A 16,477-nucleotide genomic window follows, 5' to 3' on the forward strand; every position below is an offset into this window, starting at 1 on the left:
TATATAGAGAAAGGGGGAAATAATATAATGGATCAATTAATGGCCTTAGCGCCTATAATTTTGATGTTCGTAGTGATGTGGTTTTTCATCATCCGTCCAGCACAAAAACGTCAAAAAACAACAGCTTCTATGCAATCTAGTTTAAAACGTGGGGATCGTATCGTAACAGTGGGTGGCCTTCACGCGTTGGTAGATGCAGTGGATGATGCAACTGTATTTGTTACAGTAGCAGACGGCACTCGTCTTCAGTTCGAACGTGCGGCTATCGCTCGCATCTTGGACGCTTCTCCAGCACTATAAAATGTAAAAAATCAAAACCTGTTCTCCTTTAAAGGAAAACAGGTTTTTTTGTATATTGCTTCGTTTTTTCTCTCATACTCAATAGAAAAAGGGGATGCGTATGAGTGATTTATTCGTTGTAGCATGGAGAACCATTTTTCTCTACATGCTAATATTGTTTATTTTCAGAATCATGGGTAAGCGGGAAGTCGGCGAATTAAGCTTGATGGACTTAGTCATTTTCGTCATGATTGCAGATGTTGCTTCATTTGCAATCGATAACCCGCGACGCAGTTTGTTTGAATCCATTCTGCCCATGATTCTTTTACTTTTGATTCAAATCGGAGCATCTTATTGGTCATTGAAAAGCAAGAAAATCCGTGATTTGATTGATGGAGATCCTTCGGTCATTATACGTAACGGCGAAATCATTGAATCAGAAATGCGCAAACACCGCTACAACTTGGATGACTTATTCCAGCAGCTTCGTGAACAGCAGATTGGCTCGATTCAAGATGTGTCTTATGCATTTTTGGAGCCCTCTGGAAACTTATCTGTCTTCAAAAATGATGGTGATCATCCAGTGTTGCCACTTATCGTCGATGGAGATATACAGGAAAACCATCTCGACCTGATCCAGCAGGATAAAGAATGGTTGCTCGATGAATTACAAAAAATCCATATTCATGATCCCAGAACCGTATTCTATTGTAGTTATGAACGGGAAAAATTATATGTGCAAATGAGAGAGCGATTTAAGTCTTCTTTATAAGTTTACGAAGGAGACGGACATCTGAGATCTGAAGCTGACCAAATACAAGCAATCCGAGGAATATCAATGCTGCCGTCACCATGCTATCAGCCAACCAAGGCATTTCACCTAAAGGCCAGATGACTGGACGAAGAATCGTGACAATGATAAACAGCAGGTAGGGAAGTGCGAAAAACGTGAAGCCAATGCCGGCTTCTTTTTTTTGTCTGAGTGTTGCCATATGTAAGAATGACGTTAAACAAACACCGAAACCGATGGCTAAAATCGCACCTTTTTCTTCCACACCAGGTTGGGAAGCCAATACAAACATGACAAATAATTTTCCTAGTCCACCGTAAATTGAATTCATCATAGCAGCTTTTGCTTCATGCATCGCTTGTAGGATGGCATGGAGCGGACTCTGGATGTAATAGAAAAAGAATACAGGTGCAAGTAGAGCCATGTACCCTTTTCCTTCTGTTACATGGAAGAGCACGCGGACGATGTGTTCACCGTGCAAATAAAAAATAGTTGCAGCAAAACATCCGGTAATGGCTGACACCCGCATGGCTAGTGATACACGCTCCTGAAGCATCGACCGGTTGGAGCGTGCTCTCGCGTCACTGACAGCAGGGACCAACACAATGGACAAGGCGTATGGAATAAACGCAGGGAATAACAGCAACGGGATAAAGACTGCCGAGATCATACCGTATAAATTGGTTGCGGCCACCGCCCCGACTCCTGCGACTGAAAGTGCCTTAATAAAAACAATCGGTTCCAAAAACCATGTGAAAGATCCGAACAATCGACTGCCTGCAGAAGGCAATGCTATCTGTAAAATAGGTGAAGAGGGATAATTAATTTTATTTTCTTTTATTGTTTTTACTCGCTTGTATTTCCACCACAAGTATAGGAACGAAACGAGTTCCGCAATCAGAGCCATTGTCATTGCTGCCGCCGCAGTTGATGCCGGACTTGATTGATTGACCACATATGGCAATAGCCACGTGACAAGTCCAATGCGGAAGAATTGCTCAATCAACGACGACCAGGCAGTTTCCTCTACTTTGGCGAGTCCTTGGAAATAACCTTTGAGTACACCTGAAAAAGCGGCGATCGGAATCGTCAATAAGCCGATAATAAGTGTTTGGCTCATAGCTTCATTTTCCATCAAGTTCGTTGCGACAAATGGAACCGTAAAGTATAAGAGTGGTCCGAATAGAATGATGGAAACCCAAGTTAATTTCCACACTTTGCGCATGAGTGCCTGTATCTCGGCATGTTTTTTCCCTGCATACAACTCAGCGGTAATTTTGGCAACAGCGATTGGCAAACCGAGCTGGATTAACGATAAGAAAAAAATAAACGCTGGGTAAGCTGCTGAATATATACCAACTGCTTCCTCACCTGCGATTCGCACAAACTGAATGCGAAAAACAAAGCCAAACAATTTCGATAAAAAAACAGCGCCCATTAATACCATCGTTCCACGTAAAAATGTCGACAATTATGCCACTTCCTTCTCAAGTCAAAGAAATTCGTATACAATATTCGTATGCGAAAATAACGATGCTTAAAACCGAAGAAGAGGGAAGTGTTTCAATGAGTGTTAAGTATGAAGAATTATTTGAACTTGTGCGACCCGCATTGGAAAGTAAAGTTGCCGAATTTCGGGTGTATAATTACAACTCTGTCACGGAAGTGGATGTCTGGAATTATTGTATTAATAAAAAATGGCGAAAACGTGACATTCAAGAAATGCGAGTATCTGAATTGGTAAATGATATATTGGAAACTTCGCCCGCACAGTACATGACACACACTCAAATTGAAGACTTCAGAACTTCAAATTGGTTCTCGGAACTCAATCAAGGAGATCTTCAGGAACTATTGAAACCGAATGTTAAAGCATCAAAGTCGAGCATTGTTATAGCTAAATCGTCAGAATCTTAAGGACATTTGACACGTGGCGTAACGTGTTTCATAATAATCATGTTGCGCTTTTTTTCGAGAGTGGTGATTTTAGATCGCCATTTGACAAGTTGAGGAGGAAGTTTACATATGAAAACCAGAGGCCGAATAATCGCATTTTTATTACTCATCGTAGTATTTGCGGCTTCCATCAGTACAACCGCTCAATCGGTTGTCAGCAATATTAAACTAGGATTAGATTTACAGGGTGGTTTTGAAGTTCTCTATCAAGTTAAACCATTGGAGAACGAGAAAGACCAGAAAATCACTGAAGAAGTGCTTGCTGATACTGCGGAAGCTCTGTTAAACCGTATAAATGTCTTAGGAGTCAGTGAGCCGGTCATTCAAGTTGAAGGCGAAGATCGTATTCGTGTGCAACTTGCGGGGGTTGAAGATCAAGAATCCGCTCGAGAATTGTTATCAACGCAAGCGAATTTAACTTTCCGTGATGTTGAAGATAATTTAATGCTGGATGGTTCTGATTTAAAAGAAGGTGGAGCAAAAGCGACATTTGATGATAAAAATCGTCCGATGGTCACACTGGAACTAAAAGATCCTGCTAAATTTGCAGAAGTGACTCAAGAAATCAGTCAAAAACCAGTTGGTCAAAACTTATTGGTAATCTGGTTGGACTTTGAAGAAGGAAAGGATTCTTTCGCTAAAGAAATGTCGAAAGAAAAACCTAAATTTGTTTCAAGTCCTACTGTGAGTGAACGAATCAATTCAAATAATGTTCAAATCAGTGGTTCATTTACAGTTGAAGAGACAAAAAGTTTAGCAGGCGTATTAAATGCAGGTGCATTGCCGGTTAAATTGGTAGAAAAATATTCAACTTCAGTTGGAGCCCAGTTCGGTGAAAAAGCCCTGACATCTACGATTTTTGCTGGAGTAGTAGGGACTATATTAGTTGCTTTATTTATGCTTCTTTATTACCGTCTTCCAGGTTTGGTTGCAGTAATAACATTAGCAGTGTTTGTTTATTTAAATTTATTGGTCTTTGAACTGATCAATGGAGTTTTAACCTTGCCAGGTATCGCAGCGATTATTCTGGGAATCGGTATAGCAGTAGATGCAAACATCATCACAGCTGAACGAATAAAAGAAGAAATACGTATTGGTAGGTCTATTAATGCAGCATTTAAAAACGGTGCAAAAGATTCGTTTTCTGCTATTTTTGACTCCCATATCACTTCTTTATTAGCCTCTGCCGTATTGTTCTATTTTGGGACAAGTTCTGTTAAAGGCTTTGCGATTACATTGATCATCAGTATTTTAGTTAGTTTCATTACCGCTGTATGGGGATCACGAATACTATTAGGCTTACTTGTAAATAGTGGATTCTTCGATGGCAAGCCTTGGTTATTTGGGGTCAAAAAATCAACGATTCATCATGCTGATGAAAATTATAGTGCTTTGGATTTGCCAACAAAATTTGATCGATTTGATTTTGTTAAATCACGTAAAAAATTCTTTACGGCGTCCCTTGCTTTCCTTGCAATTGGGATGATATTACTTGGGATTTTCCGCTTGAACTTAGGTATTGATTTCTCAAGTGGTACACGAGTTGAAATCCTATCTGAAGATTCTTTGACAAAAGAGGAATTAATCACTTATTTGGAGTCGATTGATCATCCTTCTGAAGATATTGTCATTTCAGGTGATAAAAAAGAAATTGGCGTTATTCGATATAATGAAGATTTCTCCCAGAAAGAAATCAATAAATTGAAAGCGACAATCAGTGATGAATATGGTGCTGAACCAAACATCAGCACGGTATCTCCGACTGTCGGAAAAGAACTTGCAAAAAATGCAGTTAAAGCCTTAATTTTCGCTTCTATTGGGATTATCATTTACACAGCATTCCGATTTGAATGGAAAATGGGGATATCAGCAATATTAACTCTTTTATACGATGCATTCTTCATGGTAGCGGTATTCAGTATTTTCCGCTTGGAAGTGGATGTTACCTTTATTGCGGCAATCTTAACGATTGTAGGTTACTCGATTAATGATACAATCGTTACATTTGACCGTATTCGTGAAAACATGAAACGCTCGAAGAAAATCGAGACAGAAGAAGAACTTGCAACGATTGTTAACAAGTCACTTCGCCAGACACTTGGACGATCCGTTAACACGGTTTTAACGGTTGTCATGGTTGTAGTCGCATTATTGCTATTCGGTGCAGAATCCATTCGTAATTTCTCATTGGCTTTATTAATCGGTTTAATTTCCGGTACGTATTCTTCAATCTTCATCGCTGCACAGCTTTGGTTCGTGTTCAAAAAACGCGAATTGAAAAAACGTGGAACAATTGATGTTGAAGAAGATGAGAACAAGAAAAAATGGGGTTCTGACGAGCCTGTCGTATAACAAGCACGTAAAGTTTATAAATAATGAGGAACAGGGTATAGATAACTATGCTCTGTTCCTTTTTTTTGTGTATTATGGAACAACCAATATTTTGAATACTGAGGAGGGAACTGGATGAAATTTCAATGGTCTTTATTATTTGCACTTATTTTTGCAGTGGTTGTTGCCATTTTTGCAGTCGTCAATGTGGATACGGTACCGGTCAATTACGTCTTCGGCACCGCCCAATGGCCACTCATTTTAGTTATTTTAGTGTCAGCCTTATTAGGAGCACTAGTGAGTGGATCAGTCGCCATTTTCCGTTCATTCGTATTTCAGCGTCGTGTGAAGCAGCTGGAGAAAGATAATACAGTAAAAGAATCACTGATTGCGGCACAGCAAAATGAAATCTCGGCTTTAAACAAAAATGTACCTGTTCGTTACCAGAATGCACATTTGGCTAATGAAGATACCAATAGCGGAACTAAAGTACACCCACCGATTAGCGAAGGCGATATTAAAAATGATACAAAAGCAGATGTCCGTTCCACTAGTTAAGTTGAATGAAGCGCTCATTATGGGTGCTTTTTTTGTTGTTTCCAACTAGTTAGAGGTTTAGTTGGAACTCATATTTAAACATAAGATATTTGAAGAATTACAGAGCTGACGAGATACGTTATAATGGTATTAATGAGGAAGTGACTAAAGATGATTGAATCAAAAAAGAGATGGCGTATGGAAAGACCAAATGACCAAATCGTTCAACATTTAAAAGAAGCATTGAATTTACCGACTGTATCTGCGAAACTTCTAGCGTCTCGCGGATTTTCTGATGTCAACAAAACGAAAGCGTTTTTACATATGGACGAATCATCCATGCATGATCCGTTTTTATTGCACGATATGGATAAAGCAGTGGAGCGTATTAAAAAAGCAATTGCTGATGAGGAAATGATTTTGGTATACGGCGATTACGATGCAGATGGTGTGACGAGTACTTCTGTCATGATGACTGTGCTCCAACAACTGAATGCCAATGTAATGTTTGCCATTCCAAATCGATTTGTTGATGGCTATGGTCCGAGTGAACGATTATTTAAAGAAGCATTTGAAGATGGTGTGAGTCTCATCATTACGGTGGATAACGGAATCTCAGGCATCAATGAAATTCAATTAGCCAAGGAATTAGGTATGGACGTTATTGTAACCGATCACCATGAAGCAGGTGAGATTCTACCACCTGCTGATGCCATTATTCATCCAAGACATCCTCTGGGAAGTTATCCTTTCGGAGAATTAGCGGGTGTCGGTGTAGCCTTTAAAGTGGCACATGCTTTACTCGGTGAAGTGCCGAAAGAACTGTTGGAACTTGTTGCAATCGGGACAATAGCCGACCTGGTTTCTTTGCACGATGAAAATCGATACTTTGTACAAGCAGGCATCAAACAATTGCGGATGTCAAAAAGACCGGCAATCAAGGCACTGTGTCAGATTGCAGGCACTGAACAAAATCAAATCAACGAAGAGACGATTGGCTTTATGTTCGGTCCACGCATAAATGCATTAGGTCGATTGGCGGATGCAGGTCCAGGTGTCGATATGTTTTTGACAACAGATTCTGTGGAAGCGGCATCCCTTGCGAAAGTATTGGACACGCATAATAAAGAACGACAGGGCATAGTCAGCCAAATGACCGAAGAAGCCATCGCGGTGGTGGAATCAGGTGAAATTGGAAAAAATCCATTGGTGATTGTCGTGGCGAAAGAAGGCTGGAATCCTGGAGTAGTTGGAATTGTTGCGTCCCGCTTGGTTGAAAAGTATTACCGCCCAACAATCGTTCTGGGTCTCGATTCAGAAAAGGGAATTGCTAAAGGTTCCGCACGAAGTATTGAGGGTTTCCACTTATATAATGAACTTGCTAAAAATCGTGATATTTTGCCTCATTTTGGAGGACATCCAATGGCAGCAGGTATGACCCTGCCAATAGAAAAAGTTACGGATTTGCGTACTAGATTGCTAGAGCAAGCCGAGCAGTCATTAACAGAAGAAGATTTACTACCTGTTCAACAGATCGATATTTCCATCAACCTCGAAGAAATTGATTTGTCGACAATTGAGTCACTGAAACAACTGGGACCCTTCGGTATGGATTTTCCAAAGCCGATGTACTGTATTGAAAACGTCAATATTTCGTCCATGAGAAAAATAGGCGCGAATCAAAATCATGTGAAAATGGAGCTCGCTGATGGTCCACTGACGCTCGATGCTGTTGGCTTCAGCAAAGGCCATCTGGCAGATGAAATGACGCCAGGAGTCGCTGTGTCATTTATTGGTGACTTGCAAATCAATGAGTGGAACGGTCGCAAGAAACCGCAATTCATGATTGAAGATGCGAAAACGGATGAATGGCAACTATATGACATACGTGGGATTCGACAAGTAAATAGATGGCATCAGATGATTCAGCCTGACAATACCTTGTATCTTGCGTTCCATCAATCAACAGTTCATCATTTTCAATCGTTATTGAATGCTGATATTAAGTTGATTTCCAAAGCACAATCTTTACCGGACGCGAAACCATATATCGTTTTGCTTGATATTCCGGAACAGGAAGAAGTATTGGAAACTGTTTTGACACATGTACAACCGAAACGGATTTATGCTCATTTTTATGCTCCAGAATCCACTTATTTTGAAGGAATGCCTAGCCGCGATCACTTTAAATGGTATTATGGATTTTTGGCTAAACGTCCTTCATTCGATTTGCAACAACACGCGAAAGATCTTGCCAAACATAAAGGATGGAGCGAAAGTACATTATTTTTCATGACAGAGGTGTTTTTTGACCTTGGTTTTGTTAAAATAAACAGTGGACGAATTGACCTGCAGGAAACAGTGAATAAACGCGACCTTGCAGAGTCGACGATATATCAAATGCGCGAGAAAAAAATGCAGCTTGAACAAAAGCTTTTATATGCGCCATATATGGAATTAAGACAATGGTTTGATGCCCGCTTAGCCGAGCAGACCGTTCCTGAGGAGGAGCAAGTATGGATTTAAAGCAATATGTAACAATAGTGGAAGATTGGCCGAAACCAGGTATCCGTTTTAAAGATATTTCAACAATCATGGACAATGGTGAAGCTTACAAATATGCAACTGATCAAATCGTCGAATATGCGAAAGAAAAGAACATAGATATGATAGTTGGTCCTGAAGCACGTGGATTTATTATCGGTTGTCCGGTCGCTTATGCGATGGGTAAAGGGTTTGCTCCTGTTCGTAAAGAAGGGAAATTACCTCGTGAAGTAATTCGTGCGGAATATGACCTTGAGTATGGAACGAACGTCCTGACGATGCATAAAGATGCGATTAAACCGGGTCAACGTGTCATGATTTGTGACGACTTGCTTGCAACGGGTGGAACGGTCGAAGCAACAATCACACTCATTGAACAAATGGGTGGAGTGGTTGCGGGATGTGCATTCCTAATTGAGTTAACTTACCTCGATGGACGCGAAAAATTAAAGGGCTACGACATTTGCACTTTGATGCAATATTAAGGTTGAAAGAAGATGAACTAATCAAGTTCATCTTTTTTTTATTAAAAAGTATGTTGATTTTTTGAATGACCATATAATAAAAGACAATATCTTGTAGCATTTAGGGTGCAAGAAGTGTTTATCTAATATACAATAGTCTTTACATATATTCGAAAGTGAATGGAGTCTAGTGATTCGACATGGCGAAAGACCAAATATTTACAGCTGAAGAAGTGTTCGCACTTGTCGCTACGTACATGAATGACAAAAACGTGCAATTTGTCAAAAAGTCGTATGAAATGGCGGAGCATGCTCATCGAGAACAGTTCAGAAAATCAGGAGAGCCTTATATTATTCATCCGATTCAAGTGGCGGGGATATTGGCAGAACTTCAAAYGGATCCTGCAACAGTAGCTGCAGGTTTTTTACATGATGTCGTAGAAGATACGGATATCCATAGAGATGACATCGTTCGCGAATTCAGTGAAGAAGTGGCGATGTTGGTGGAAGGTGTCACAAAGTTAAGTAAAATTAAATTCATGTCGAAAGAAGAACAGCAAGCGGAAAATCACCGCAAAATGTTCGTGGCGATGGCACAGGACATTCGTGTCATTTTAATTAAATTGGCTGATCGATTGCACAATATGCGCACATTGAAATTCCAACCTGTTGAAAAGCAAAGGCTTAAAGCAAGTGAAACGCTGGAAATTTTCGCTCCCCTGGCACACCGACTTGGGATTTCCACGATCAAATGGGAACTTGAAGACATTTCGTTGCGCTATTTAAATCCCCAGCAATACTACCGCATCGTGAATTTGATGAAACGAAAACGCAATGAGCGTGAAGATTACTTGAATAATGTGATGGTCGATATTAAAAGTGAGCTTGAAGACGTTGAAATCGAAGCGGATTTATATGGCCGACCAAAACATATTTACAGCATTTATAAAAAAATGGTCCTGCAAAACAAGCAGTTTAACGAAATCTATGATTTGCTTGCCGTACGAATAACAGTCGAAAGTATTAAAGACTGTTACGCAGTTCTAGGAATTATCCATACACTTTGGAAGCCGATGCCTGGACGTTTCAAAGATTATATTGCCATGCCAAAACAAAATTTGTATCAGTCACTCCATACAACGGTCGTTGGTCCTCAAGGAGATCCTTTGGAAGTACAAATCCGGACAGCAGAGATGCATCGCATCGCTGAATACGGGGTTGCTGCACATTGGGCATACAAAGAAGGCAAAACAGTGGAGTCTTCTAATAAATCGGTTGATTCGAAGCTCACATGGTTCAGGGAAATTTTGGAGTACCAAAATGAGTCCTCGAATGCAGAAGAATTTATGGAATCTCTTAAATTCGATTTATTCTCGGATATGGTTTATGTATTTTCTCCAAAAGGGGATGTAATGGAGCTTCCTGCAGGTTCGGTTCCCATTGATTTTGCTTTTCGCGTGCATTCCGAAATCGGTAACAAGACCATCGGTGCAAAAGTAAACGGAAAAATGGTGCCACTTGATACGAAGCTGCAAACAGGTGATATCGTAGAGATATTAACTTCCAAGCAATCATTTGGACCTAGTCGAGATTGGCTGAAAATCGCCCAATCCTCACAAGCCAAAAATAAAATAAAGCAGTTCTTCAAAAAACAAGTTCGTGATGACAATGTCCATAAAGGGCATGAAATGATTGAAAAAGAAATAAAAGCACAAGAGTTTGATATTAAAGAAGTATTAACGAATGAAAATATCAAACGCGTATGTGAAAAGTTCAATTTCACGAGCGAAGAAGATATGTATGCAGCAGTAGGATTTAACGGCATTACTGCACAGCAGGTAGTAAACCGTCTGGCAGAGAAAATGCGTAAGATACGTGATCAGGAAGAAGCTTTAGAGAAAATCACTAAAGAAATGCACACGCCAACTATTCGAAAAGCAACCGAATCAGGTGTTATTGTCAAAGGAATCGACAACTTGCTTATCCGCTTATCCCGTTGCTGTAGTCCGGTTCCGGGTGATGAAATCGTCGGTTTTATTACAAAAGGCCGCGGGGTTTCAGTTCATCGAGACGATTGCCCGAATGTGCAGGATGCAACAGGGAATGAACGTATAATTGACGTTGAGTGGGGACAGCCAACGACGGCGACGCGTAAGGAATATCAAGTCGATATTGAAATTTCCGCTTTCGATCGTCCTGGTTTATTGAACGAAGTGATGCAAGTGGTGAATGAAGCGAAAACTAATATTTCAGCAGTCAGTGGTAAAGCAGATCGCGATAAGATAGCTACCATCAATATGACCATCATGATTACAAATATTGCACATTTACACAAAATTGTTGAACGAATTAAACAAATTCCAGATATTCATTCCGTACAACGAATGACGAATTGAGGGTTTAGTTTTGAAAGTCGTATTACAGCGAAGTTTAGAAGCAAAAGTTACAGTTAATGGGGAAGTCACCGGGCAAATCGATAAAGGTTTGGTTCTGCTCGTGGGCATTACCCATGAAGATACCGAAGAAGATGTTCGCTATGTAGCAGAAAAAGTGGCGAATCTTCGTTTGTTTGAAGATGAAACCGGGAAAATGAATCTATCCATTTTTGAAGCAGGTGGCTCTATCTTATCCGTTTCCCAATTTACACTTTATGGAGATACTAGAAAAGGCAGAAGACCGAGCTTCAGTGAAGCGGCCAAACCCGATATCGCGAAGCCGCTTTGGGATTTATTTAACGAAGAACTTCGTAATTTGAATTTACATGTCGAAACAGGTGTCTTTGGCGCAATGATGGATGTATCTTTGACGAATGACGGTCCCGTGACATTGATTGTGGAATCAAAATAAATAGAAAACACCCTTTTTCAATACGAAACCATTTCATATGGCTCGTAGTTGAAAAGGGTGTTTTTTTTATTTGGCTTGGTAAAGGATATGGTTGTTTAAGTTTATCGTACATTTGCTTTTGCCACATGTTCCGCATGATCCAACAAGTATGAAAAACACATACTTGTGGGTCTCACTCTTCAAAAGTGCTGCGCCTTCGGTTACTCGTCGCAAAGAGTGTGGTAAAACTACCTTTAAAATCTATAGAGGATAGATGATTTTAATTTACTCAAAAATTATCCAAATTATGGACATTTATAGTAAAATAATAATAATTTATTGTTTTACGATAAAAAAGTATTGACTAAGAATGTGTCGTCGATTATTCTAACATTAGAAAGTTGAGAAGAAGGTGAGTTATTGAAACAGAAGGAATTAGCAAAGTGGTTAAAAATAATTATTGTATTTTGCTGGTTATTTGGTTTAATGTTCTGTGTCTATATTGGACCAGAAACAGGGAAGAATATATTGTTAGATTCTGATCCCTTAAAAGAGCTATATAAACCTTTAATTGCTTATATTTGGATAACTAGCATTCCTTACTTTTTTGCTTTATGTATAGGCTGGAGTATCTGTTCAGATATTAATGTAGGCAACGATTTTACATTAAAAAATGCAAATAGGTTAAAGCGTATAAGTGTTTTAGCAATGATAGAAGGAGTTTTATATGTTATCGCACTGCTTTATGTATTTATTAGTGGTAACTACAACACTAATCTATTAATGATTCTTTTGCTTATTCTATTTTTTGCAGTTGTTATTTCTGTATTTACTTCTTTACTTTCTTATTTAATGCGTAAAGCAAGTGGTATAAAGCAGGATAACGAATTAACGATTTGAGGTTAACATGGTTATCATAGTTAATCTTGATGTAATGCTGGCAAAGAGGAAATTGAGTGTTACTGAATTATCGGAAAAGCTTGGTATCACAATGGCAAACGTCTCAATTTTAAAAAATGGAAAAGCAATTAAGTTTTCAACATTAGAGAAAATATGTGAAGTATTAGACTGTCAGCCAGGTAATATCTTGGAATATAAAAAATGATTAAACTAACTTTTATGGAGGAAAAATGATATGAAGAAAAAATATTTTATCGCATCAACACCAATTTTTTTAGGAGTAATCTGCTTTATTGCTAAGGCTATCATTGGAAGTAATATAGCACCAGATGGTACCTTAGAAGAGCCCTTCTTCTTAATCCCAATTGGATTCTTATTGTTCTTCTTAGGGATTGTTACTTTAATTGGAATGGCGCTAGTTACAATGATGAAAAAAACTCAAGTTTCGAATTAATAATGTTTATTCCTGAATGAACATTTCGTTTTATAAAAAAGTTTGATTAAAATTCACTTAGAATCCTTTAATCGAAAAGGAAAAGAAAAGAAAAGAAGCCATTTTGATTATTCTTTTTTCAAAATGGCTTCTTTTTATTTATCGTAAAGCATGGGTTCGCTCGATACTTTTAATCAAATTTCCTTTACTATCCCTTTAAATCAATACCCTAATTGAATATGGCTTTTCTATAGAATTAGTTAAACGATGTTGTTGAAGTAAGGGAATCGACACCAAATAAAATTAAATCAACATTTTCGGTTAAAAGAGCTTTTATTAAACAGCGTAAAATTCCACTATCTTAAAATCATATGGCACTAGCTGAATTTGTGGTGATGACTCACTTGTAACTATTTTTTCATCTGTCCATAGATTTTTCAATGAGTTATTTTTTATCTCATATGGAATGTGATAGGTCTGAGTTGAATTTGTAGGGTTAATCAGCACGAAAATATTCCTGTCATCCATATATCTTCGGTAAACGACAAGATTACTTTCAACCCAGTTCATAAACTGGAAATGACCATCATTGGCGAGCAATGTATGTTGTTTTCGTAATGAAATGCATTTTGTCACATGAGCTAGAAGGTCCGTATTCTGTTTCTCTTCAACCCATTCCATGCAAGCTCTGCAGCCAGGGTCTTTTCCACCTGTCATGCCAATCTCGTCTCCATAGTACATACAAGGTGACCCCATGAATGTATACATCAGTAAATAAATCAGTTTGACGCGTTTTACATCGTCCTGACACTCCGTAAGTATTCTCGATGTGTCGTGGCTGCCCACCAAATTGAACGTGACGTTCATCACATTATTTGGATAGCTTTGCAGAACAGTAGTCATTGAGTCCATAAACTCAGTAGCAGACATGGTCTGACTGGCCAGTAGTTGCAATACATTAGTAGCGAACGGATAGTTCATTACGGCATCGAATTGATCACCGTTGAGCCAAGGCATGGCATCATGCCATACTTCCCCAAGAATATAGACATCAGGTTTTTCGTTACGGACGACATTTCGGAAATCACGCCAAAATTGGTGATCCACTTCGTTGGCAACGTCCAGGCGCCAGCCGTCAATATCAAACTCTTTTATCCAGTAAGCAGCAACATCCAGCAAATATTTTTTTACTTTAGGGTTCTGTGTATTCAATTTGGGCATTTGGGAAACAAATGCAAATGCTTCGTAATTTGGACGATCTCCTTCCTGCAAGGGAAGACTGTGCGGATAGAACCAGTTTACGTATTCTGAACCCTTTCCTTTTTCCAATACGTCCTGGAAGGGAGGGAAGTAGTAACCACAGTGATTGAAAACAGCATCCAACATCACTTTGATTCCACGGGCATGACATGCCTCGACCAAGTTTCTGAAATCTTCTTTCGTTCCGAATTGAGGATCAATCGAAAAATAATCAATGGTGTCATATTTATGGTTGGATGGTGCAGTAAAAATTGGTGTGAAATAAATGCCGTTTATGCCGAGTTTTTCTAAGTAATCAAGTTGTTGCTCGACACCATGCAGATCGCCACCAAAGAAATTGTTGGTTGATGGTTCAGTTTCTCCCCATGGTTGAACGTCTTTCGGATTGTTTAATTTGTTTCCGTTAAAGAAACGGTCTGGAAAAATTTGATACCATACCGTATTTTTCACCCATTCCGGAGAATCAAATAGCTCTGACTTATGGAGGTAGGGGAAGCAGAAATAATAGCCACAATCATATATGATTTCTTCATGAAATCCTTTTTCCGATAAAACAACGGTTTCTTCGTTCGAGTGCAGTTCAAATCCGTACCGAATTCTACGGTGAGGGGGACTGATATTTACTTCCCAGTAATCGAACAATGCATCAGTTGCGCATATGAATACATCTGCTCGTTGAAAAATCCATTTGTCATTTTCCCAAATATATGGATCGCCATAAATAAGGTCGATCCGTTTAACATCCGCTTTTTTTGTGCGAATCCTTATGCAAAGCGTGTCCTCGTCAAGAATAAAGGAGTAATTATTCCCTGGTCGGTGAAAAATTGCCGAACGTTCCATTCCAACACCACCTTATGTTTATTTTATATGCTCTGATAAACGATGTTGCTGAAAGAAAGGGAATCTTTATCCCTTTAATTCAAAATCAACACAAAAAGTTAACAGAGCCAATTTAAAAACTTCGTCTCAGATTAACAAAACAATTCAATCAATTCAATCCCTATTAAATTTATTGTTCTGAAAATGAGACATCCAGTCAACTAAAAAATTTCCTTTAACGATTGTTAAAAATAGTTATTGTAAAATTAGAAACAATCATTATAATTAAAACTATATTTGTGCAATCGCTTTCACAAGTTTAAAAGATTCGGAAAAGGTCTTTTGAAGACAATCATTATTTTTTTAAAAAGAGATGATAGCGTTTTCATTTTTACGAGTTTTTAGATTTGTGCAAACGGTTGTATAGGTGAGTGTTCAAAAAGATATTAGGAGGGTCATGATGAAGAAAAGTTTATTTTTAATGATGCTTGTTCTTTTATTAGCAATGCTCGGCGCTTGTGCACCTGATCGTGCAGAAAATCCAGAAACTGACGGTAAAGACTCAGATGGCAAAGACGTGGCTGAAGAGCCTAAACCAGAGAAACTTGTAATCTGGGAAGATGTTGACAAGTCAAAAGACTGGTTACCAGCTGCTATCGAGTCTTTCGAAAAAGAGTATGGTATCAAAGTTGAATTTAAAGAGTTGAACATGGCTGATAAAATCCGTGATCAATTACGTTTAGATGGTCCAACAGGAAATGCTCCAGACGTTGTAACTCTTCCTCATGACCAAATTGGCCAAGTTGTAACTGAAGGACTTATTCAAGAAATTAAAGTTGAAGATTCAGTATTAAAAACATATAGCGAATCTTCAATTACTGCTCAAATGTATGATGGAAAACTTTTCGGTCTTCCTAAAGCAACAGAAACACCAGTATTTATTTATAATAAAGCATTAATGGAAAAAGCTCCTGAAACAATGGATGAGCTTTATACATTCTCTAAAGATTTCACAAAAGGTGAAAACTACGGATTCCTTGCACTTTGGGATAACTTCTACTTTGCACACGGTGCGATTGCAGGTATGGGTGGATATGTGTTCAACGAAGGCGAAGAAGGTCTTGACCGTAAAGATATTGGCTTGAACAATGAAGGCGCTGTAGAAGGTGCTGCATACATTCAAAAATGGTACACAGAAGGATTATTCCCTAAAGGTATCATCGGTGAAACTGGCGGCGCTGCAATGGACGGCCTATTTAACGAAGGTAAAGTTGCTGCAGTTATGAACGGACCTTGGGCATTCCAAGGAATGAGAGATGCAGGAGTTGACATCGGATT

At 38.8% G+C, this 16,477-nt stretch carries 15 protein-coding genes; 13 read left to right on the plus strand and 2 right to left on the minus strand.

Going from position 1 to position 16,477, the window contains the following annotated elements; genetic code table 11:
• The first annotated feature begins 27 nt into the window (after positions 1-27).
• Together yajC and AC1DSL_RS12360 are read left to right on the plus strand one after the other, a co-directional pair.
• A complete protein-coding gene (gene yajC / locus AC1DSL_RS12355; RefSeq protein ID WP_016426812.1) occupies positions 28-300 on the plus strand; it encodes a preprotein translocase subunit YajC in 273 nt (90 codons plus the stop codon).
• A 100-nt stretch (positions 301-400) separates the two neighbouring features.
• Positions 401-1,051, plus strand: coding sequence for a DUF421 domain-containing protein (locus tag AC1DSL_RS12360; RefSeq protein ID WP_016426813.1), 651 nt, complete (start codon positions 401-403; stop codon positions 1,049-1,051).
• Here AC1DSL_RS12360 and AC1DSL_RS12365 read toward each other — a convergent pair.
• Positions 1,035-2,540: a putative polysaccharide biosynthesis protein gene (locus tag AC1DSL_RS12365; protein ID WP_477532391.1), complete on the minus strand. Its 1,506-nt coding sequence runs from the start codon at positions 2,538-2,540 to the stop codon at positions 1,035-1,037. The genes AC1DSL_RS12360 and AC1DSL_RS12365 overlap by 17 nt on opposite strands.
• A gap of 95 nt (positions 2,541-2,635) precedes the next feature.
• Between AC1DSL_RS12365 and AC1DSL_RS12370 the strand changes: the two genes are divergently transcribed.
• The 10 genes from AC1DSL_RS12370 (at position 2,636) to AC1DSL_RS12415 (ending at position 13,081) form a co-directional block, all read left to right on the plus strand.
• On the plus strand, positions 2,636-2,986 hold the full coding sequence (locus tag AC1DSL_RS12370; protein ID WP_477532392.1) for a post-transcriptional regulator: 351 nt from the start codon (positions 2,636-2,638) through the stop codon (positions 2,984-2,986).
• Between the two features lie 108 nt (positions 2,987-3,094).
• Positions 3,095-5,377, plus strand: a complete 2,283-nt coding sequence (gene secDF, locus AC1DSL_RS12375) for a protein translocase subunit SecDF (RefSeq protein ID WP_477532393.1) — start codon at positions 3,095-3,097, stop codon at positions 5,375-5,377.
• Between the two features lie 114 nt (positions 5,378-5,491).
• A complete protein-coding gene (locus tag AC1DSL_RS12380; protein ID WP_477532394.1) occupies positions 5,492-5,914 on the plus strand; it encodes a LapA family protein in 423 nt (140 codons plus the stop codon).
• 150 nt (positions 5,915-6,064) lie between these two features.
• A complete protein-coding gene (recJ, locus tag AC1DSL_RS12385; protein WP_477532395.1) occupies positions 6,065-8,419 on the plus strand; it encodes a single-stranded-DNA-specific exonuclease RecJ in 2,355 nt (784 codons plus the stop codon).
• Complete coding sequence (locus AC1DSL_RS12390) at positions 8,410-8,922, plus strand: adenine phosphoribosyltransferase (protein WP_016426819.1); 513 nt, start codon at positions 8,410-8,412, stop codon at positions 8,920-8,922. Before recJ ends, AC1DSL_RS12390 begins: the two co-directional genes overlap by 10 nt.
• A gap of 179 nt (positions 8,923-9,101) precedes the next feature.
• Complete coding sequence (locus AC1DSL_RS12395; protein ID WP_477532396.1) at positions 9,102-11,297, plus strand: RelA/SpoT family protein; 2,196 nt, start codon at positions 9,102-9,104, stop codon at positions 11,295-11,297.
• Between the two features lie 10 nt (positions 11,298-11,307).
• Positions 11,308-11,748 (plus strand): D-aminoacyl-tRNA deacylase, encoded by a 441-nt coding sequence (gene dtd / locus AC1DSL_RS12400; RefSeq protein ID WP_477532397.1) that lies wholly within the window; start codon positions 11,308-11,310, stop codon positions 11,746-11,748.
• Positions 11,749-12,147: 399 nt separating this feature from the next.
• Positions 12,148-12,627: a DUF2975 domain-containing protein gene (locus tag AC1DSL_RS12405; protein ID WP_477532398.1), complete on the plus strand. Its 480-nt coding sequence runs from the start codon at positions 12,148-12,150 to the stop codon at positions 12,625-12,627.
• Positions 12,628-12,634: 7 nt separating this feature from the next.
• Positions 12,635-12,832, plus strand: a complete 198-nt coding sequence (locus AC1DSL_RS12410; RefSeq protein ID WP_477532399.1) for a helix-turn-helix domain-containing protein — start codon at positions 12,635-12,637, stop codon at positions 12,830-12,832.
• A 30-nt stretch (positions 12,833-12,862) separates the two neighbouring features.
• On the plus strand, positions 12,863-13,081 hold the full coding sequence (locus AC1DSL_RS12415) for a DUF3955 domain-containing protein (RefSeq protein WP_477532400.1): 219 nt from the start codon (positions 12,863-12,865) through the stop codon (positions 13,079-13,081).
• 315 nt (positions 13,082-13,396) lie between these two features.
• Here the strand turns inward: AC1DSL_RS12415 and AC1DSL_RS12420 are convergent, their stop codons facing one another.
• On the minus strand, positions 13,397-15,160 hold the full coding sequence (locus AC1DSL_RS12420) for a glycoside hydrolase family 13 protein (RefSeq protein ID WP_477532401.1): 1,764 nt from the start codon (positions 15,158-15,160) through the stop codon (positions 13,397-13,399).
• A 439-nt stretch (positions 15,161-15,599) separates the two neighbouring features.
• Here AC1DSL_RS12420 and AC1DSL_RS12425 point away from each other — a divergent pair.
• Positions 15,600-16,477, plus strand: an 878-nt coding sequence (locus AC1DSL_RS12425) for an extracellular solute-binding protein (protein ID WP_477532402.1), incomplete at its 3' end; no start/stop codon positions are given.

Source organism: Paenisporosarcina sp. P4_D4, assembly GCF_056401835.1.

Bases quoted from the DNA above. Each gene is read 5' to 3' on its own strand.
- yajC (WP_016426812.1), top strand. From the start codon at position 28: ATGGATCAATTAATGGCCTTAGCGCCTATAATTTTGATGTTCGTAGTG.
- AC1DSL_RS12360 (WP_016426813.1), top strand. From the start codon at position 401: ATGAGTGATTTATTCGTTGTAGCATGGAGAACCATTTTTCTCTACATG.
- AC1DSL_RS12370 (WP_477532392.1), top strand. From the start codon at position 2,636: ATGAGTGTTAAGTATGAAGAATTATTTGAACTTGTGCGACCCGCATTG.
- secDF (WP_477532393.1), top strand. From the start codon at position 3,095: ATGAAAACCAGAGGCCGAATAATCGCATTTTTATTACTCATCGTAGTA.
- AC1DSL_RS12380 (WP_477532394.1), top strand. From the start codon at position 5,492: ATGAAATTTCAATGGTCTTTATTATTTGCACTTATTTTTGCAGTGGTT.
- recJ (WP_477532395.1), top strand. From the start codon at position 6,065: ATGATTGAATCAAAAAAGAGATGGCGTATGGAAAGACCAAATGACCAA.
- AC1DSL_RS12390 (WP_016426819.1), top strand. From the start codon at position 8,410: ATGGATTTAAAGCAATATGTAACAATAGTGGAAGATTGGCCGAAACCA.
- AC1DSL_RS12410 (WP_477532399.1), top strand. From the start codon at position 12,635: ATGGTTATCATAGTTAATCTTGATGTAATGCTGGCAAAGAGGAAATTG.
- AC1DSL_RS12415 (WP_477532400.1), top strand. From the start codon at position 12,863: ATGAAGAAAAAATATTTTATCGCATCAACACCAATTTTTTTAGGAGTA.
- AC1DSL_RS12420 (WP_477532401.1), bottom strand. From the start codon at position 15,160: ATGGAACGTTCGGCAATTTTTCACCGACCAGGGAATAATTACTCCTTT.